Raw genomic sequence first — 18,058 nt, forward strand, 5'->3', positions numbered from 1 at the left:
TTTCAGGTTCTATTAATTGGGAATTCAGGCCTTGAGCAGCGCGTCGAGCTTGCCGGCGCGCTCCAGGGCGAACAGGTCATCGCAACCGCCCACGTGGGTGTCGCCGATCCAGATCTGCGGCACGGAGGTACGCCGGGCCTTCTGGGTCATTTCGGCGCGCAGTTGCGGCTTGCCGTCGACCTTGATCTCTTCGAAGGCTACGCCCTTGTTGTTGAGCAGCATCTTGGCTCGGGAGCAATAGGGGCAGTAATCGCTGGAATAGACAACTACGTGGGGCATGTCACTTCACCAGGGGCAGATTGTCGGCTTTCCAGCTCGCAACGCCACCGGACAGTTTGGCGGCGGTGAAGCCGGACTTCATCAGTTCGCGGGCAAGGGTACCGGCCTGCTGGCCTTGGGCGTCGACAAGGATCAGCGTCTTGGCCTTGTGTTTTTCCAGTTCGGCCACACGAGCGATCAGTTTGTCCTGAGGAATGTTCAGCGCGCCGACGATGTGACCGGCGGCGTAATCCTTGGTCGGGCGGATGTCGACCACTACGCCGGCGTCCTTGTTGACCAGCGCGGTCAGCTCGCCGGTGCTCAGGCTGCGACCGCCGCCCTGCATCGTGTGGGCAACCAGCAACGCCAGCAGTACGACGAAGATACCGACGAGAATGTAGTGGTTAGTGGCAAATTCAATCAGGTGAGCAACCATCGAAGGAGGTTCCAGGGCGTTAAAATGTCGGCCAGTATACACAGCACGCAAGGCCGGCCAAACCCCGCCCGGCGGTGACGGCACCGGAACTTACCTTTAAACTGCCCGTCCCTTTTCCATCGTCTTCTTTTAACCAGCCACGAGTGGATTCCATGACTACCACGCCTAAACCTTTGGTCCTGATGATTCTGGACGGCTTCGGTCACAGTGACAGCCACGAATCCAACGCCGTCTACGCGGCCAGGAAGCCTGTGCTGGATCGCCTGTGGGCCACCGTGCCGAACGGCTTGATCTCCGGCAGCGGCATGGATGTCGGCCTGCCGGACGGGCAGATGGGCAACTCCGAAGTCGGCCACATGAACCTCGGCGCCGGCCGCGTGGTGTATCAGGACTTCACCCGCGTGACCAAATCGATCCGCGACGGCGAGTTCTTCGAAAACCCGACCATCTGCGCTGCCGTGGATAAAGCCGTGGCTGCCGGCAAGGCCGTGCACTTCATGGGCCTGCTGTCCGACGGTGGCGTGCACAGCCATCAGGACCACCTGATCGCCATGGCCGAGCTGGCCGCCAGGCGCGGCGCTGAAAACATCTACCTTCACGCCTTCCTGGATGGCCGTGACACGCCGCCGAAGAGCGCCGAATCGTCGATCAAATTGCTGGACGACACGTTCAAGAACCTCGGCAAGGGCCGGATCGCCAGCCTGATCGGCCGTTACTTCGCCATGGACCGTGACAACCGCTGGGACCGCGTCGCCCAGGCCTACAACCTGATCGTCGACGGCAATGCCGAATTCCACGCCGCCACCGCGCAAGAAGGCCTGCAAGCTGCCTACGAACGTGGTGAAAGCGACGAGTTCGTCAAGGCCACCACCCTCGGCGAGCCGGTAAAAGTCGAAGACGGCGACGCGGTGGTGTTCATGAACTTCCGCGCCGACCGTGCCCGCGAACTGACTCGCGTATTCGTCGAAGACGATTTCAAGGAATTCGAGCGCACCCGCCAGCCGAAGCTGGCCGGTTTCGTGATGCTGACCCAATACGCGGCCAGCATTCCCGCGCCATCGGCCTTCGCCGCCGGCAGCCTGGAAAACGTGCTGGGTGATTACCTGGCGAAAAACGGCAAGACCCAACTGCGCATAGCGGAAACCGAGAAGTACGCCCATGTGACGTTCTTCTTCTCCGGCGGCCGCGAAGAGCCCTTCCCGGGCGAAGAGCGCATCCTGATCCCGTCGCCGAAGGTCGCCACCTACGATCTGCAACCGGAAATGAGCGCGCCGGAAGTGACCGACCGCATCGTCGACGCCATCGAGAACCAGCGTTACGACGTGATCGTGGTCAACTACGCCAACGGTGACATGGTCGGTCACAGCGGCGTGTTCGACGCAGCGGTCAAGGCGGTGGAATGCCTGGACACCTGCGTCGGCCGCATCGTCGAGGCACTGGAAAAAGTCGGCGGCGAAGCGCTGATCACCGCCGACCACGGCAACGTCGAGCAAATGTCCGACGAATCCACCGGCCAGGCCCATACGGCCCATACCACTGAGCCGGTGCCATTCATTTATGTCGGCAAGCGTGACTTCAAGGTCCGCGAAGGCGGTGTATTGGCCGACGTGGCACCGACCATGCTGATGCTGCTGGGCATGGAACAGCCGGCGGAGATGACCGGAACTTCGATCCTGGTCTGACGTCGCAGCATTGAGCACTGTTTGTGTGGCGAGGGAGCTTGCTCCCGTTCGATGGCGCAGCCATCGCAGAGCCTTCTGGCTTGATCTATTGTCGAGGGGCTGCTTCGCAGCCCAGCGGGAGCAAGCTCCCTCGCCACAGCAGGCTCGCTCCCGCAATGGTTTCTGGTGTTTTTTCGGCCAGTTATCACACAGCCCCAAATGGGCGTTTTTTTTGCAGCGTGGGGCGGGCATACTAGGCCGTCCCTTTCCCTGGTGCCACCCGCCTCTATGCTCCGCGTCCTGATAGCCCTTGCTCTGACCTGCCTGCTCCAACCGGCCTTCGCGGACGAGCGCGCGCAAACCCAACAACAGTTGGAAGCCACGCGCCAGGACATCGCCGAGCTGAAGAAGCTGCTGAACAAGTTGCAGGAAGAAAAATCCAGCGTGCAGAAAGACCTGCGCGGCACCGAAACCGAGATGGGCAAGCTGGAGAAGCAGGTCGACGCCCTGCAGAAAGAGCTGAAGAAAAGCGAATCCGAGTTGCAACGCCTCGATGGAGAGAAAAAAAAACTCCAGAGCGCGCGCACTGAACAGCAAAAGCTGATCGCCATCCAGGCTCGGGCGGCCTACCAGAACGGTCGCCAGGAATACCTCAAGCTGCTGCTCAACCAGCAGAATCCCGAGAAATTCGCCCGCACCCTCACCTATTACGACTACCTGAGCCAGGCCCGCCTGGAGCAGCTCAAGAGTTTCAATGAAACCCTGCGCCAGCTGGCCAATGTCGAGAAAGACATCGAGCTGCAGCAAGCCCAGTTACTCGTGCAGAAAAGCAGCCTCGACACCCAGCGTGAAGAACTCGAGAAGGTTCGCAAGGAGCGCCAGGTGGCCCTGGCCAAGCTCAATGACGACGTGAAGGCTCGCGACAGCAAGCTCAAGGCCCGCGAACAGGACCAGGCTGAACTGGCAAATGTCTTGAAAACCATCGAAGAAACCCTGGCTCGCCAGGCTCGGGAGGCGGAAGAAGCGCGGCAGAAAGCGCTGATCGCCCAGCAGGAAGCTGAAAAAAAGCGTTTGCGTGAAGCCCAGGCCGACGCCGATGCCGGCGAAGCCCCGCGCAAGCCGGCTAAATCCAGCCCCGGCGCAGTGGTTTCCAGCGATGGCGAAACCTTCGGCGGCGCTTTTGCTTCAGCCCGGGGCAAACTTCCATGGCCGGTCAATGGTCGATTACTTGCACGCTTCGGTGAAACCCGTGGCGACGATACCCGCACCAAGTGGGACGGCGTGATGATCAGCGCATCCGCCGGTAGCCAGGTGCACGCTGTACATGGCGGGCGCGTGGTGTTTGCCGACTGGCTGCGCGGTGCCGGCCTGCTGGTGATCCTCGATCACGGCAACGGATACCTGAGCCTTTACGGCCACAACCAGACGCTGCTCAAATCGGCGGGTGATGTGGTCAAGGCCGGCGAGTCCATCTCCACGGTCGGCAACAGTGGCGGGCAGGACACGCCAGCACTGTATTTTGCTATTCGCCAGCAGGGTCGCCCCAGTGACCCGGCACAATGGTGTCGTGCGCAAGGATAAGCGCGCCCATCCAACTCAGGAGTTCGTTCGACATGCTGCATTTGTCCCGCCTCACCTCGCTGGCCCTGACGATCGCCCTCGTGATCGGCGCGCCCCTGGCTTTCGCCGCGCAACCCGCGCCGGCGTCGACCGCCGCTACGGCCACCACCACCAAGGCCCCGCTGCCGTTGGATGAACTGCGTACCTTTGCCGAAGTCATGGACCGGATCAAAGCCGCGTACGTGGAACCGGTGGACGACAAGATGCTGCTGGAGAACGCCATCAAAGGCATGCTCAGCAACCTTGACCCGCATTCGGCCTACCTGGGCCCTGAGGATTTTGCCGAGCTGCAGGAAAGCACCAGCGGCGAATTCGGCGGCCTGGGCATCGAGGTCGGCAGCGAAGACGGTTTCGTCAAGGTGGTCTCGCCGATCGACGATACGCCCGCCTCCAAGGCTGGCATCCAGGCCGGTGACTTCATCGTCAAGATCAACGGCCAGCCGACCCGCGGCCAGAGCATGACCGAAGCCGTGGACAAGATGCGCGGCAAGATCGGCGAAAAAATCACCCTGACCCTGGTGCGCGACGGCGGCACGCCATTCGACGTGACCCTGACCCGGGCGGTCATCCAGGTCAAGAGCGTGAAGAGCCAATTGCTGGAGTCCGGCTACGGCTACATCCGCATCACCCAGTTCCAGGTCAAGACCGGCGAGGAAGTCGCCAAGGCCCTGGCCAAGATGCGCAAGGACAACGGCAAGAAACTCAACGGCCTGGTCCTGGACTTGCGCAACAACCCCGGCGGCGTCCTGCAATCGGCCGTGGAAGTGGTGGACCATTTCATCACCAAGGGCCTGATCGTCTACACCAAGGGCCGCATCGCCAATTCCGAACTACGCTTCTCGGCCACCGGCAACGACCTCAGCGAAGCCGTGCCACTGGTCGTGCTGATCAATGGCGGCAGCGCTTCGGCGTCGGAGATTGTCGCCGGTGCTCTGCAAGACCAGAAACGTGGCGTTGTCATGGGCACCACCAGTTTCGGCAAGGGCTCGGTGCAGACCGTGTTGCCGCTGAACAACGACCGCGCCCTGAAGATCACCACCGCGCTGTACTTCACGCCCAACGGCCGTTCCATCCAGGCCCAGGGCATTGTCCCGGACATCGAGGTGCGCAAGGCCAAGATCACCAGCGAGGCGGACAGCGAGTACTTCAAGGAAGCCGACCTGCAGGGTCACTTGGGCAATGGCAACGGCGGCGCGGACAAACCGACCGGCTCCGGCGCCAAGGCCAAGCCGATGCCGCAGGATGACGACTATCAGTTGGCACAGGCCTTGAGCCTGCTCAAAGGGTTGAACATCACGTCCGGCCGCTGAGATGGGCCTGCGTTTCATTTTCGTCCTGCTGTGCCTGCTGGCGGGAGCCGTCAACGCGGCTCCCGCCATACAACCCCCGCCGCAGAAGGCTTACCTGAGCCTGATCATCGATGACCTGGGGCAGAATCTGCCCCGGGATCGCCGTGTACTGGCCCTGTCCGGTCCGGTCACCGCGGCCATCATGCCCGACACTCCCCACGCCGCCGAAATCGCCCGCGAGGCTCATCGCGCCGGCAAACTCGTCATGCTGCACATGCCCATGGATCCGGCCACCGGGCCGTTCGCCTGGCATCCGGAACTGTCCATCGAAGAATTGGGCAAGCGCCTGGACGCCGCGTTTGCCGCGGTGCCCTACACCAGCGGTATCAACAACCACATGGGCAGCCGCATGACCGCGCAACCCCAGGCGATGGCATGGCTGATGGCGAATCTGCAACAGCGGCACAAGTTTTTCGTCGACAGCCGCACCAGCGCGCAGACGGTCGCCGCTGCCGAAGCACAAAAGATCGGCCTGGCCAGCGTGTCGCGGGATGTATTTCTTGATGACGAGCGCACCGAAGCGGCTATCGCCGGCCAGCTTCAGGTCGCGATTGATCTGGCTCGGCGGCAGGGCTCGGCCGTGATGATCGGCCACCCCTATCCGCAGACCCTCGCCGTGCTCGAGCGCGAACTGCCCAAGCTCAAGGCCCAGGGCATCGAGTGGATCGACATCAAGTCGATGATCAGCCTGCGCAGCAACCGAGCGATGGCCGGGCACGGGAAGGATGGGGTCTATCGTTAGGCTTGGCTTTTCAGAGATAGCGCGCCATGATCGCGTCCACTTCGCCTTCCTTGCGCAGCTCATCGAGAGCCTTTTGCAGGCGGCTCACCACCTCGTCCGGCACGTCCTTGTTCAAGGCCAGGTAGAGCTCGGCACTGTTGAATCGCAGTACGGTCTTGAGATCGCTCACCCCTTCCTGACGCGCCAGATAACGCCCTGCCGGGTCGCCGGTGGCCCATAGGTCTATCTGGCCGTTGACGAGTTTTCTCGCGTTGTCCTGATCGCGCAACACGACGATGGGTTTGAGCCCCTGTTTGGCCAATGTTTCGGCAATTGCATCGCCCTTGTAGGCGCCAATCCTGTACTGACGCGCCTGCTCCAACGAGTCGAGGGCAATCTTGCTGTCGGCCTTGGCGAGCATGATCCAATCGTCCGGGCCGATGGGGCCAACCCATTTGAAGAGCTTTTCGCGCTCAGGCAGCCGAGCCGTTACAAACACCCCATAACCAGGTTTTTCCAAGGCAAGCTTGTAGATTCGTTCCCAGGGAAAACGCAGCGTCAGGCTGTAGGAAATATCGGCGCGTTTGAATATCTCGCGGACGATGTCCACCGCAATGCCATGGATGTTTTCGTCCTGGGCGAAGTTCTTGCCGTTCTTCGCCATGTTGTAGGGCGGAAAGTTCTCCGTCAGCAATACCAGGCCAGCATCGCGACCGTCCCCGGCCTGCGCCCCGCTCATGAACAGCAGGATAGTGCTGGTAAAAACAACTAGAGCGCGTTTGAACATATCTGATTACCCGGGTCCGTGGCATGTTCCAGATTGCCTTGGGCCCGCCGACGTGTCTACCGTCGTTTCACATCAAACACCTAACCAAACAGGATGCGCGCAAACGCAACCTTGGCGGAGGTAATTAGTTACCACCTTCCATCACGCCGAGGCTGATTAATTAGCGAAGCCGGTCAAGACCGGCCTCAATTAATCAAAGGCATGACTCAATGAAAACGATCTACTTGTTACTGGGCGGTCTGTTTTGCCTGTCTGGCGTACTGAGCGTTGCACATGGCAAAGACTATGGCGAAGGGGTTCAGAACTTCGCCGACTCAAAAATCCTGAACAACAAAGATGGCTCACATGACCATTGGCAGGGTATCGGACGCTTCTCTACGATGAACGGGAATTGTACTGCGACACTTCTCGATACCCATGACCCTTCCGGGACAATGCCCACGCCCGCCTACGTGTTGACCTCGGGACATTGCACCGAGCTGACCAACGCAAACATCGTTACCAACAAGCCAATCCTCGGCCTCATGCAGTTCAACTACTTCGCCGATACCGCCCCCTACCTGACTTACCCGATGAAAAAAATCGCGTGGAGAAGCATCCAGGGCGTAGACATGGCAATCATTGAACTGGACGTCAGCCTGCAAACCTTGCTCAAGGACGGGATACAGCCATTGGGCCTGGCCACCGAGCGCCCCGTCGACGGGACGGATGTCCTGATCGTAGGCGCCCCAGTCCACGATCAGAACACGCTGCGGCTGGCTGCCTGTACCTTGCAACCTGCCCAGGAGATCGTGGAGGGCCGCTGGGTCTGGCGTAATACGCTGATGACCCGCTGCAAGGATTTGAAAGGTGGTGGCTCCGGCAGCCCGCTACTGGACCGCCGTACCAATAAGATCATCGGCGTGATAGGCACTGGCAACCTGACCATCCAAGCCCACCCTTGCGAGCAGCACGCTCCTTGCACTCCGGTTGGCGACAGCTATAAAGCTATACCGGACGATGTTTATGGGAATCCTACGGATTTTCTCAGCCGCTGCTTTGTAGAGGGCCTCCTCGTTCAAGACGTGAATTCGTCTTGCCCGCTGTATCCGGTCTTTTCCGTCAGCGCCGCAGCGGACAGCCCGCAAAGGTACGTAAGGATCGGGAAGAAAGACGACGGCAGCGCAGACATCCCGACCTGGAACTACCACTTCACAATCAACACGCCGTTCTATCGTCATAAGACCGTTCGAACCGCAATGGATTGCGAAAGGCCGCAAGACTACAGCGGAGTAACAAGTGCGCAGGACGCTTTCATAAACACCGGAATAGGCGACCAGGTGGGCATGTACTTCCTCTGCATCGTGGGTGTCGACTCCGCTGATCAACGCCCCTCAGAGGGGCTCATCAACAACGTGTTGTCCCTTCCGGTCGAAATTCTCGACAACGCTCCAACAGCTCAGCCTGAGTTGAGTTTCACTGCAGGCGTGCAACTGTCGACAGCTGCGAATGAACTGCCACATCGAACCTACGCCTACAAGTTCGGCCCGACAGGGACGACCGACTGTTCAGACAAAACCGATTACAGCAACAGCGAATACATAGACGCATGGCTGGACGATTCAGATTTGCCTGGAAAGCTCTGCACCATTGCCTATGACATATCCAGACAAGCATCCGAGCCAAGAATGGACATCCTGAACCCTACCCCGCTCAAGGGTATCCAGGACTCGCCCTGATTCGCCCTCGGCTCGCCTGCCGGACTCTCGGCTTATCTGACGCAGATACCGCGCTGGGCCATGTAGGCCTTGGCTTCCGGCACGGTGTATTCGCCAAAGTGGAAAATGCTCGCCGCCAATACCGCGCTGGCGTGGCCTTCCAGAATGCCATCGGCCAAGTGCTGCAGGTTACCAACACCGCCAGAAGCGATCACCGGAATGCCCAAGGCATCGCTGATGGCACGGGTGACGCCGAGATCGAAGCCATTCTTCATGCCGTCCTGGTCCATGCTGGTCAGCAGGATTTCTCCGGCGCCCAGGCCTTCCATCTTCTTTGCCCATTCAACGGCGTCCAGCCCGGTTGGCTTGCGTCCGCCATGGGTGAAGATTTCCCAGCGCGGGGTTTCGCCCGGACCGGAGACCTTCTTCGCGTCGATTGCCACGACGATGCACTGCGAGCCGAAATGCTCGGCCGCCTCGCCGACGAATTCCGGGTTGAACACCGCCGCGGTGTTGATGGACACCTTGTCCGCGCCGGCATTGAGCAGGTTGCGGATGTCCTGCACGCTGCGCACGCCACCGCCCACGGTCAGCGGGATGAACACCTGGCTGGCCATGCGCTCGACAGTGTGCAGCGTGGTATCGCGGCCGTCGACGCTGGCCGTGATATCCAGGAAGGTAATCTCGTCGGCACCCTGCTCGTCATAACGACGGGCGATTTCCACCGGGTCGCCAGCGTCACGGATGTTCTCGAACTTGATGCCCTTGACCACCCGGCCGTTATCCACGTCCAGGCAAGGGATGATGCGTTTGGCCAGCGCCATGATGAGTCCTCAGCCTTTATAGGAATCGCAGAAGGCCTGGGCCTCGGCGACGTCCAGGGTACCTTCATAGATCGCGCGACCGGTGATCGCACCGATGATGCCCGGCGCCCTGGCGTCGAGCAGTGCCTTGATGTCGCCCAGGTTGTGGATGCCGCCGGAGGCGATCACCGGGATCTTCGTGGCGGCGGCCAGGGCAGCGGTGAACGGAACGTTGCAGCCCTGCATCATGCCGTCTTTGGCAATGTCGGTGTAGACGATGGCGGACACGCCGTCGGCTTCGAAACGCTTGGCCAGGTCGATCACTTGCACGGTGCTCACTTCAGCCCAGCCGTCGGTTGCGACAAAACCGTCCTTGGCGTCGAGGCCAACAATGACCTTGCCCGGGAAGGCACGGCAGGCTTCGGCGACGAACTCGGGTTCCTTGACGGCCTTGGTGCCGATGATCACGTAGCTCACGCCGGCCTTGACGTAGTGCTCGATGGTCTCCAGCGAACGAATGCCGCCACCGATCTGGATCGGCAGGTTCGGGTACCGTTTGGCGATGGCCGTGACCACTTCACCGTTGACCGGCTGGCCTTCGAAGGCACCGTTCAGGTCAACCAGATGCAGGCGACGGCAACCGCCCTCCACCCACTTGGCGGCCATGCTCACCGGGTCGTCGGAAAACACCGTGGAGTCTTCCATGCGGCCCTGGCGCAGACGGACACAAGCGCCGTCCTTGAGATCGATAGCGGGGATAATCAGCATCTGGCAAACCTTCAAATACAAAAATTCAGCTTGGCTCGAAAATCAGTTTTTCTCGAGCGCCCACAAGTCGCTTTCGATGCTTTCGAACCTTTCCTTAAGGTGCGCCTGCACATCGAAAATCGCCCTGTTGTAATAGTGCGGAGCAATTTCGCGGGTAAACAGATCAAGAATTTCAGCCGCTTCGAACGAGCCAAGGTCCAGCTCGAAACGCTCCTCCATGAACCGCTGGATCTTGCGGTTCGCCTCACTTTCCTGCTCAGGCGTGAGGGTGAGGATCGGCGGTTTCTTGCGGGCCATTACCAGCGCCCGTCCCACGCCGCGAAGTTCTGCAGCAGTTGCAGGCCATGGGTATGGCTCTTCTCCGGGTGAAACTGCACGGCGAAGCGCGAGCCATCGGCCAGGGCCGCGGCGAAATCGACACCATAGTGACCGCTGCCCACCACCTGCCGGGCATTGCCGGCGGCGATGTAGTAGCTGTGCACGAAGTAGAAACGCGCGAGGTCCGGAATATCGTGCCACAGCGGGTGGTCCACCGTTTGCTGCACTTCGTTCCAGCCCATGTGCGGCACTTTCAAGTGCTCGCCGTCTTCATGCAGGTCCTTGCCAAAGAACTTGACCTGGCCCGGGAACAGCGAGATGCAATCGACCCCGTCGTTCTCTTCACTGCGATCGAGCAAAGCCTGCATGCCCACGCAGATGCCGAGGAACGGGCGATCCTGGCTGACTTCGTGCACCAGCTTGTCGAAGCCCAGGCGCCGAATCTCGGCCATGCAGTCGCGAATCGCGCCGACACCGGGAAACACCACCCGGTCGGCTTCGCGAATCACGTCGGCATCGCTGGTGATCAATACCTTGCCGGCGCCTACGTGCTCGAGGGCCTTGGCCACCGAGTGCAGGTTGCCCATGCCGTAATCGATAACCGCAACCGTCTGCATTACAGGACGCCTTTGGTGGAAGGCATCTGGCCGGCCATGCGGTCGTCGAGCTCGACAGCCATGCGCAGCGCGCGGCCGAACGCCTTGAACACGGTTTCGATCTGGTGGTGGGTGTTGTGCCCACGCAGGTTGTCGATGTGCAGGGTCACGTTGGCGTGGTTGACGAAGCCCTGGAAGAACTCCTGGAACAGGTCGACGTCGAAGCCGCCGACGGTGGCGCGGGTGTACGGCACATGCATCTGCAGGCCAGGGCGGCCGGAGAAATCGATGACCACGCGCGACAGCGCTTCATCGAGCGGCACGTAGGCATGGCCGTAGCGACGGATGCCCTTCTTGTCGCCGATGGCTTTGGTAAAAGCCTGGCCCAGCGTGATACCGACATCTTCGACGGTGTGATGGTCGTCGATATGCAGGTCGCCCTTGCTGACGATGTCCAGGTCGATCAGCCCGTGACGGGCGATCTGGTCGAGCATGTGCTCAAGAAAAGGCACGCCGATATCAAACCGGGCCTTTCCGGTGCCATCCAGGTTGATCGAGGCTTTGATCTGGGTTTCCAGAGTGTCGCGCTCGACAGACGCCTTACGTTCGGCCATCACCAGCTCCGCAAAATCATTGGGCGAAAAAGGCAGCCATTATAGGGGCGCGAGCGGCAAACAGAAACAAAAGAGGTGACACCGCTGACGGGCTGAAACCGATGCGGCGGCGTTAGACATGTCCATACAAGTCTTCCAGGACTCATAAAAACAAATGTGGGAGCGAGCCTGCTCGCGAAAGCGGTGCGTCAGAAGACATTGTTGTCGACTGACACGCCCCATTCGCGAGCAGGCTCGCTCCCACAAGGATTGCCCTGACCTGCTGTCCAGGGCAACGGTCTTAGCGGAACAACACCGCCGTCTTCTGCAGGGTCACCCACACACCCCACGCCAGCGGAATGCCCACCACCAGCCAGGCGGCGATCGCCAAGGGCTTGGTGCCGGGTGCGGCTTTCCATTCCAGCGAAGTGGTGCTGTCAGCGCCCTTGTCATGGCCCAGCGCTTGCTCTGCGGCCAGTTCGGCGTCGGTCATGAAGTACTTGTCGGCGACCGGGCGAACCATCAGGTTGCACAGGAAGCCCAGCACCAGCAGGCCGGCGAGGATGTACAGGGTGATGTCATAGGCCGCGGCGCGTTCAACGCCGATGCTCAGTTGATATTCACGCAAGTAGTTCACCAGTACCGGACCCAGTACGCCGGCTGCCGCCCAGGCGGTCAACAGGCGACCGTGGATCGCACCGACCATTTGCGTACCGAACAGGTCCGCCAGGTAGGCCGGCACGGTGGCGAAACCGCCGCCGTACATCGACAGGATAATGCAGAACGCCGCCACGAACAGCGCGACGCTGCCCAGGTGGCCCAGGCTCGGGATCAGGGCATACAAGGCCACGCCCAGGGCAAAGAACACGAAGTAGGTATTTTTGCGACCCAGGTAGTCCGAGAAGGAGGCCCAGAAGAACCGACCACCGATGTTGAACAGGCTCAGCAGACCGGTGAAACCGGCTGCAATGGCAGCGATCTGGCCCAGTTGCGCGGCGTCCAGCTGACCGAACGGCAGGTCGTTTCCGAGCAATTTGCCGCCGAACACTTCCTGCAGCAATGGCGAAGCCATGCCCAGGATGCCGATACCGGCGGATACGTTCAGGCACAGCACCAGCCAGACCAGACGGAACTGCGGGGTTTTCCAGGCAACGTTCACGTGAACGTGGCGATGGGTGATCATTGCGTTCGCGGCTTTTTTCGGTGCAGGGTTCCAGCCCTCAGGCTTCCAGCCGGTCGGCGGAACGCGATACGACAGGGCGCCACCGATCATGAACACGAAGTAGATCGCGGCCATCACCAGGAAGCTCTGCCATACGCCCACGTCGGTTGGCGTAGCGAAATGGCTCATCAGCGCTGCAGCCAACGGGGCACCCACCATCGCGCCACCGCCGAAGCCCATGATCGCCATGCCGGTCGCCATGCCGCGCTTGTCCGGGAACCACTTGATCAGCGTCGAGACCGGGGAGATATAGCCCAGGCCCAGGCCGATACCACCGATGACACCGGAGCCGACCCACATCAGCCAGATCTGATGGGTATAGATACCCAGCGCCGAAATCAGCAGGCCACCGCACCAGCACAGGGCCGATACCACGCCAGCCTTGCGCGGACCGGCATGTTCCAGCCAGCCGCCCCAGATGGCTGCCGAGCAACCCAGGAAAATGAAGAACAGGGTGTAGATCCAGCCGAGCATCGAGATCGGCCAGTCACATTGGGACGAAAAGACTTGCGAGATGAAGCTCATGTCCGGCGCGCAGGCTACCGGCTTGGTGATGCCCAAGGCCTTGGACAGCGGCAACCAGAACACCGAAAAGCCGTAGGCCATGCCGATGCACAGGTGAATGGCCAGCGCGGCCGGTGGCACCAGCCAGCGGTTGAAGCCGGGCTTGGCGATAATGCGTTCCTTGGAGAGGAACGCAGGCTGGTCGGCAACGCCGTCCGCCGTAATGCTCGTGCTCATTGTGTATCCCCCAGTTATTGGAATAGGTTCGCCAGCCACGCATCACCCTCAGTCTTCATTTGCACGCAGGCATGACTGTATTTTGCGGTGAAGCTCCATTTTGGTGCGACATCACGCCGCAGAAGGACGGGCGAACTGACAAAGGTTACCATTTGCTCGTGACAGAAAAACCAAAGTGCTATCACCTTTTTTCTGTCATTCGTCTTATCGCGCCTCTTCTCACTTTCTGTAGGGCGTTATTCGTTTATTTTTCAGGAATGTTCATGCCCATCGTTGTCGAGCGTTTGAATGAAGCCACTCATCAGGATCATCAGGACCTGCAGAAAATCTACCAGGACGCCCCGGCCTGGCTGTTCGAGCCGTTCAGCGATGCCGGGCAGTTGATCAACAGGTGCCTGACGGAAGGTACGCTGATTGCGGCACGGTTCAACGACCGACTGCTCGGCGCCGCACGCCTGCAACGGCACCAGGACGCTTGGTACTTGTCTCACCTGTGCGTAAGAAAGGTTACCCGCCGCCGTGGCGTAGCTGAGCGCCTGGTGAGCGAGGCACGGAGGATGGCTCGAGAAGATGACGCCAGGCTTCGGCTCGAGGCACCGGCCGGGCATCTGGAGGTGCAGGCCTTGGCGGCAAAGCTGAAGTTGTCTCTCGATATTTGCTGACCTTTGTGGCGAGGGGATTTATCCCCGCTGGGGTGCGAAGCGCCCCTAAAACCAAACGCCGAGGTTTACCGACTGATCTACATCGCTTGCATCAGGGTTGCTGCGCAACCCGACGGGGATAAATCCCCTCACCACAGGTCTATGCCCAGCAGGTCTGCGGTAAGACAGATCACCCAACGCTCCACCAACCCGGGACGTTATACTCTCCGGTAAAATTTGAACTCAACCTACAAGGATTCGCCCATGAAAGCGTTCGGCAAAATCCTGGGTCTGGTACTTCTCGGGCTGTTGCTGATCATTGTGGCCCTGGGCTTTGCCCTGACCCACCTCTTCGATCCCAACGACTATAAGGAAGAGATCCGCCAGATAGCCCGCGACAAGGCCCACATCGAGCTGACCCTCAATGGCGATATCGGCTGGAGCCTGTTTCCATGGCTGGGTCTTGAATTGCACGAAGCCAGCGTTGCGACCCTGGCCAATCCGACCCAACCCTTTGCCGACCTGCAGATGCTTGGGCTTTCAGTCCGGGTGATGCCGCTGTTGCGCCGTGAAGTGCAGATGAGCGACGTACGGGTCGAAGGCCTGAACCTGCGGCTCAACCGCGACAAGAACGGTCATGGCAACTGGGAAGACATCGGCAAGGCGCCCGCCTCCACGACCGCTACGAAGGCGCCGGCGCCAACCGAGCAGTCCGCCCCGCCGGCCAACGCTCCGACAGAGAAACCGGCCCAACCCACTCGCCTGGACATCGACAGCCTGACTGTGAACAACGCACGGGTCGAATACAGCGACGAGCAGACCGGCAAGCTGTTTACCGCTGAAAGCATCCAGTTGAGCACCGGCCCGATCCACGATTCCACCAATATCCCGGTTACCCTCACGGCTTTCCTGTCCAGCAACCAGCCGGCTGTTCGGGTGCGCACCGAGGTGACTGGTGAACTGCGCTTCGAACGCGCACTGCAACGCTACAAATTCGAAGACCTGAAGCTGTCCGGTGAAGCCACCGGCGATCCGTTGCAAGGCAAGACCGTGAGCTTTGCGGCGCAAGGGCAACTGTTCCTCGACAAGGCAGCCAACGTTGCCGAATGGACCGGTATCAAGCTTTCCTTGAACCAGCTTCGCGCCCTGGGCGAGCTGAAGGTCAACGATCTCGACAAAACGCCGCAGCTGAATGGCGGCGTGTCGATTGCGTCATTCGACCTGGCCAGTTTCATCGACAGCATCGGCCAGAAATTGCCGGCGATGGCCGAGGGCAGCCTGAGCAAGGTCGAGCTGGCGAGCCGCATTGCAGCCACACCGACCAGCGTCGAGCTCAACGACATCAACCTGAAAATCGATGAGAGCAATTTCAGTGGTCGCATCGCCGTGGAAGATATCGCCAAGCAGTCACTGCGTGCCCAGCTCAAGGCCGACACCTTCAATGTTGATCGCTACCTGCCGCCAAAGTCCGCCGAAGCCAACAGCGCCAAGGCTGCCCGCGAGGCCGAAGTCAGCAACACCGAGGCCAGCGCCATGGCCGGTGCCGGCAGCTCACCGCTACCAAGCGCCCCGACCCAAGGCGCGTGGAGCAACGATCGATTGTTTCCGGTGGAGCGCCTGAGCAAGCTCGATGTCGATGCCGACCTGAGCTTCGGCCAACTGACCCTCGACAAGCTGCCCATCCAGAATGCCGCGCTGAAGGCCACCGGGCTCGGCGGCCTGTTGACGCTGGAAAACCTGCGGGGCGATTTGTATAACGGCAACTTCGAAGCCAAGGGCACGCTGGACGTGCGCCAGTCCACGCCGCAGTTGAGCCTGCAAACCCGCATCAACCGGGTACCGGCCGACAAGATCATCGAAAGCCAGGGCAAGAATCCGCCCGTCAAGGGCCTGGTGACGCTCAACAGCGCCGTCACCGCCAGCGGCAACAGCCAGAAGGCCCTGATCGACAGCCTGAACGGCAATGCCGGGTTCGTCATCAATGACGGCGTGCTGCTCAATGCCAACCTCGAACAGCAGCTGTGCAAAGGCATCGCCACGCTGAACCGCAAGAGTCTCAGCGGTGAACCGCGCGGCAAGGACACACCGTTCCAGCAACTCGACGGCAACCTTACCTTCCACAATGGCGTGGCCAGCAACCCGGACCTGAAAGTGCGCATCCCCGGCATGACGGTCAATGGCAACGGTGACATCGACCTGCGGGTATTGGGCATGGACTACCGCGTCGGCGTCATCGTTGAAGGCGACAAGAGCGACATGCCCGACCCGGCCTGCCAGGTCAACGAGCGTTATGTCGATGTCGAGTGGCCGTTACGCTGCCGAGGCCCGCTGGAGCTGGGCGCGAAAGCCTGCCGCCTGGACAACGACGGGCTGGGCAAGGTGGCCGCGAAGCTGGCCGGCGACCGCCTCGGCGACAAGATCGACGAGAAGCTCGGCGACAAGGTCAGCCCCGAGCTCAAAGATGCGCTCAAGGGGCTGTTCAAGCGATGACATCCGAGCAGTTTTCCAGCGCCGTATTGGATTGGTTCGACCGCCACGGGCGCCATGACTTGCCTTGGCAGCAGGACATCTCCCCGTATCGGGTATGGGTCTCGGAGATCATGCTCCAGCAGACCCAGGTCAGCACCGTGCTCAATTACTTCGACCGGTTCATGGCCGCCCTGCCTTCCGTCCAGGCCCTTGCCGCCGCGCCGGAGGATGAAGTGCTGCACCTGTGGACCGGGTTGGGCTACTACACCCGCGCTCGTAATCTGCAGAAAACCGCGAAAATCGTCGTCGAGCAATATGGCGGCGAATTTCCCCGGGATGTGGAGAAGCTCACCGCACTGCCGGGAATCGGCCTATCCACCGCCGGCGCGATTGCCAGCATCAGCATGGGCCTGCGGGCGCCGATTCTCGATGGCAACGTAAAGCGGGTGCTGGCGCGCTTTACTGCCCAGGAAGGCTACCCAGGCGAGCCAAAGGTTGCGAAACAGCTCTGGGCCACCGCCGAACGCTTTACCCCTCAGGATCGGGTCAACGCTTACACCCAGGCGATGATGGACCTGGGCGCCACGCTCTGTACCCGCAGCAGACCCAGTTGCCTGCTCTGCCCGCTGGAAAAAGGCTGCGAGGCCCACATGCTGGGCCTGGAAACCCGCTATCCGATTCCCAAGCCGCGCAAGGAAGTGCCCAAGAAACGCACCTTGATGCCGATGCTGGCTAACCGCGAAGGCGCCATCTTGCTTTACCGCCGCCCATCCACCGGTTTGTGGGGCGGTCTGTGGAGCCTGCCGGAACTCGACGACCTCGACGACCTGCAACACCTGGCCCTGCAACATTCGCTGGAGCTGGGTCCGCAACAGGCAATGCCAAGCCTGGTACACACCTTCAGCCACTTCCAGTTGGCAATCGAACCCTGGCTGGTCCGGGTCCGCGAAACCGGCCATCACGTGGCCGAGGCCGACTGGCTCTGGTATAACCTCGCCACCCCGCCGCGCCTGGGCCTCGCCGCCCCGGTCAAGACATTGCTCGAACGCGCGGCCGCTGTATTGAACGCAGGAGAGTTGCAATGACCCGCACCATCATGTGCCGCAAGTACAAAGAACAGCTGGAAGGCCTGGAGCGCGCACCGTTTCCCGGCGCCAAGGGCCAGGACATCTACGACAACGTATCAGCCAAGGCCTGGGGCGACTGGCAAAAACACCAGACGCTGCTGATCAACGAAAAACGCCTGAACATGATGAATGCCGAAGATCGCAAATATCTTCAAGGGGAGATGGACAAGTTCTTTTCCGGCGAAGAATACGCCAAGGCCGAGGGCTACGTGCCGCCCTCCGAATAAGCTGCCCGGAGCGGGGGCGAATCG

Annotated in this window: 18 protein-coding genes; 9 read left to right on the top strand and 9 right to left on the bottom strand. The window is 60.8% G+C overall.

Translation table 11 applies throughout. The features are described from left to right. Positions 1-24 precede the first annotated feature (24 nt). Together grxC and J3P96_RS26120 are read right to left on the bottom strand one after the other, a co-directional pair. The gene (grxC, locus tag J3P96_RS26115) at positions 25-279 is read right to left on the bottom strand and encodes a glutaredoxin 3 (RefSeq protein ID WP_434654015.1); all 255 of its coding nucleotides are present in this window, start codon (positions 277-279) and stop codon (positions 25-27) included. Position 280: 1 nt separating this feature from the next. Further along, a complete protein-coding gene (locus J3P96_RS26120) occupies positions 281-694 on the bottom strand; it encodes a rhodanese-like domain-containing protein (protein ID WP_305497431.1) in 414 nt (137 codons plus the stop codon). A 152-nt stretch (positions 695-846) separates the two neighbouring features. Here J3P96_RS26120 and gpmI point away from each other — a divergent pair, with 152 nt between their 5' ends. The 4 genes from gpmI (at position 847) to J3P96_RS26140 (ending at position 6,066) form a co-directional block, all read left to right on the top strand. Then, positions 847-2,376 carry a 2,3-bisphosphoglycerate-independent phosphoglycerate mutase gene (gpmI, locus tag J3P96_RS26125; protein ID WP_434654018.1) on the top strand — a complete coding sequence of 510 codons (1,530 nt, stop codon included), beginning with the start codon at positions 847-849 and terminating at the stop codon, positions 2,374-2,376. 267 nt (positions 2,377-2,643) lie between these two features. Further along, positions 2,644-3,936 (top strand): murein hydrolase activator EnvC family protein, encoded by a 1,293-nt coding sequence (locus J3P96_RS26130; protein ID WP_305497433.1) that lies wholly within the window; start codon positions 2,644-2,646, stop codon positions 3,934-3,936. Positions 3,937-3,968: 32 nt separating this feature from the next. Beyond that, positions 3,969-5,285 (top strand): S41 family peptidase, encoded by a 1,317-nt coding sequence (locus J3P96_RS26135; RefSeq protein WP_434654021.1) that lies wholly within the window; start codon positions 3,969-3,971, stop codon positions 5,283-5,285. 1 nt (position 5,286) lies between these two features. Next, positions 5,287-6,066, top strand: a complete 780-nt coding sequence (locus J3P96_RS26140; protein WP_434654024.1) for a divergent polysaccharide deacetylase family protein — start codon at positions 5,287-5,289, stop codon at positions 6,064-6,066. A gap of 10 nt (positions 6,067-6,076) precedes the next feature. Here J3P96_RS26140 and J3P96_RS26145 read toward each other — a convergent pair whose 3' ends face one another. Next, positions 6,077-6,832 (bottom strand): substrate-binding periplasmic protein, encoded by a 756-nt coding sequence (locus J3P96_RS26145; RefSeq protein WP_434654027.1) that lies wholly within the window; start codon positions 6,830-6,832, stop codon positions 6,077-6,079. 209 nt (positions 6,833-7,041) lie between these two features. Between J3P96_RS26145 and J3P96_RS26150 the strand changes: the two genes are divergently transcribed. After that, positions 7,042-8,550: a trypsin-like serine peptidase gene (locus J3P96_RS26150; protein WP_434654030.1), complete on the top strand. Its 1,509-nt coding sequence runs from the start codon at positions 7,042-7,044 to the stop codon at positions 8,548-8,550. 32 nt (positions 8,551-8,582) lie between these two features. Here the strand turns inward: J3P96_RS26150 and hisF are convergent, their stop codons facing one another. From hisF to J3P96_RS26180, 6 genes are all read right to left on the bottom strand, one after another. Then, positions 8,583-9,353, bottom strand: a complete 771-nt coding sequence (hisF, locus tag J3P96_RS26155) for an imidazole glycerol phosphate synthase subunit HisF (protein ID WP_434654033.1) — start codon at positions 9,351-9,353, stop codon at positions 8,583-8,585. Between the two features lie 9 nt (positions 9,354-9,362). Beyond that, positions 9,363-10,100 (bottom strand): 1-(5-phosphoribosyl)-5-[(5-phosphoribosylamino)methylideneamino]imidazole-4-carboxamide isomerase, encoded by a 738-nt coding sequence (hisA, locus tag J3P96_RS26160; protein ID WP_305497441.1) that lies wholly within the window; start codon positions 10,098-10,100, stop codon positions 9,363-9,365. A gap of 42 nt (positions 10,101-10,142) precedes the next feature. After that, positions 10,143-10,397, bottom strand: a complete 255-nt coding sequence (locus J3P96_RS26165; RefSeq protein WP_030141479.1) for a DUF2164 domain-containing protein — start codon at positions 10,395-10,397, stop codon at positions 10,143-10,145. Then, positions 10,397-11,035, bottom strand: coding sequence for an imidazole glycerol phosphate synthase subunit HisH (gene hisH / locus J3P96_RS26170; protein ID WP_434654035.1), 639 nt, complete (start codon positions 11,033-11,035; stop codon positions 10,397-10,399). Before hisH ends, J3P96_RS26165 begins: the two co-directional genes overlap by 1 nt. Further along, on the bottom strand, positions 11,035-11,628 hold the full coding sequence (gene hisB, locus J3P96_RS26175; RefSeq protein ID WP_003186751.1) for an imidazoleglycerol-phosphate dehydratase HisB: 594 nt from the start codon (positions 11,626-11,628) through the stop codon (positions 11,035-11,037). The genes hisH and hisB overlap by 1 nt, the downstream gene beginning before the upstream one ends. A gap of 280 nt (positions 11,629-11,908) precedes the next feature. Then, positions 11,909-13,570, bottom strand: a complete 1,662-nt coding sequence (locus tag J3P96_RS26180; protein WP_434570252.1) for an OFA family MFS transporter — start codon at positions 13,568-13,570, stop codon at positions 11,909-11,911. Between the two features lie 263 nt (positions 13,571-13,833). On the opposite strand from J3P96_RS26180, the gene panM reads away from it, so the two are divergent. The 4 genes from panM to J3P96_RS26200 all read left to right on the top strand — a co-directional run bounded on the left by panM (position 13,834) and on the right by J3P96_RS26200 (position 18,034). Next, positions 13,834-14,232 carry an aspartate 1-decarboxylase autocleavage activator PanM gene (panM, locus tag J3P96_RS26185; protein WP_434654038.1) on the top strand — a complete coding sequence of 133 codons (399 nt, stop codon included), beginning with the start codon at positions 13,834-13,836 and terminating at the stop codon, positions 14,230-14,232. 243 nt (positions 14,233-14,475) lie between these two features. Then, positions 14,476-16,701, top strand: coding sequence for an AsmA family protein (locus J3P96_RS26190; RefSeq protein WP_434654041.1), 2,226 nt, complete (start codon positions 14,476-14,478; stop codon positions 16,699-16,701). After that, positions 16,698-17,765, top strand: coding sequence for an A/G-specific adenine glycosylase (gene mutY / locus J3P96_RS26195; protein WP_434654044.1), 1,068 nt, complete (start codon positions 16,698-16,700; stop codon positions 17,763-17,765). Before J3P96_RS26190 ends, mutY begins: the two co-directional genes overlap by 4 nt. Continuing rightward, on the top strand, positions 17,762-18,034 hold the full coding sequence (locus J3P96_RS26200) for an oxidative damage protection protein (RefSeq protein ID WP_003186755.1): 273 nt from the start codon (positions 17,762-17,764) through the stop codon (positions 18,032-18,034). The genes mutY and J3P96_RS26200 overlap by 4 nt, the downstream gene beginning before the upstream one ends. Positions 18,035-18,058: the final 24 nt, after the last annotated feature.

It is taken from the genome of Pseudomonas sp. R3-56 (assembly GCF_051132075.1).
Classification (GTDB): Bacteria; Pseudomonadota; Gammaproteobacteria; order Pseudomonadales; family Pseudomonadaceae; genus Aquipseudomonas.

Excerpts from the sequence above, each read along its gene's own strand:
- grxC (WP_434654015.1), bottom strand. The coding sequence starts at position 279 with ATGCCCCACGTAGTTGTCTATTCCAGCGATTACTGCCCCTATTGCTCC.
- J3P96_RS26120 (WP_305497431.1), bottom strand. The coding sequence starts at position 694 with ATGGTTGCTCACCTGATTGAATTTGCCACTAACCACTACATTCTCGTC.
- gpmI (WP_434654018.1), top strand. The coding sequence starts at position 847 with ATGACTACCACGCCTAAACCTTTGGTCCTGATGATTCTGGACGGCTTC.
- J3P96_RS26130 (WP_305497433.1), top strand. The coding sequence starts at position 2,644 with ATGCTCCGCGTCCTGATAGCCCTTGCTCTGACCTGCCTGCTCCAACCG.
- J3P96_RS26135 (WP_434654021.1), top strand. The coding sequence starts at position 3,969 with ATGCTGCATTTGTCCCGCCTCACCTCGCTGGCCCTGACGATCGCCCTC.
- J3P96_RS26140 (WP_434654024.1), top strand. The coding sequence starts at position 5,287 with ATGGGCCTGCGTTTCATTTTCGTCCTGCTGTGCCTGCTGGCGGGAGCC.
- J3P96_RS26145 (WP_434654027.1), bottom strand. The coding sequence starts at position 6,832 with ATGTTCAAACGCGCTCTAGTTGTTTTTACCAGCACTATCCTGCTGTTC.
- J3P96_RS26150 (WP_434654030.1), top strand. The coding sequence starts at position 7,042 with ATGAAAACGATCTACTTGTTACTGGGCGGTCTGTTTTGCCTGTCTGGC.
- hisF (WP_434654033.1), bottom strand. The coding sequence starts at position 9,353 with ATGGCGCTGGCCAAACGCATCATCCCTTGCCTGGACGTGGATAACGGC.
- hisA (WP_305497441.1), bottom strand. The coding sequence starts at position 10,100 with ATGCTGATTATCCCCGCTATCGATCTCAAGGACGGCGCTTGTGTCCGT.
- J3P96_RS26165 (WP_030141479.1), bottom strand. The coding sequence starts at position 10,397 with ATGGCCCGCAAGAAACCGCCGATCCTCACCCTCACGCCTGAGCAGGAA.
- hisH (WP_434654035.1), bottom strand. The coding sequence starts at position 11,035 with ATGCAGACGGTTGCGGTTATCGATTACGGCATGGGCAACCTGCACTCG.
- hisB (WP_003186751.1), bottom strand. The coding sequence starts at position 11,628 with ATGGCCGAACGTAAGGCGTCTGTCGAGCGCGACACTCTGGAAACCCAG.
- J3P96_RS26180 (WP_434570252.1), bottom strand. The coding sequence starts at position 13,570 with ATGAGCACGAGCATTACGGCGGACGGCGTTGCCGACCAGCCTGCGTTC.
- panM (WP_434654038.1), top strand. The coding sequence starts at position 13,834 with ATGCCCATCGTTGTCGAGCGTTTGAATGAAGCCACTCATCAGGATCAT.
- J3P96_RS26190 (WP_434654041.1), top strand. The coding sequence starts at position 14,476 with ATGAAAGCGTTCGGCAAAATCCTGGGTCTGGTACTTCTCGGGCTGTTG.
- mutY (WP_434654044.1), top strand. The coding sequence starts at position 16,698 with ATGACATCCGAGCAGTTTTCCAGCGCCGTATTGGATTGGTTCGACCGC.
- J3P96_RS26200 (WP_003186755.1), top strand. The coding sequence starts at position 17,762 with ATGACCCGCACCATCATGTGCCGCAAGTACAAAGAACAGCTGGAAGGC.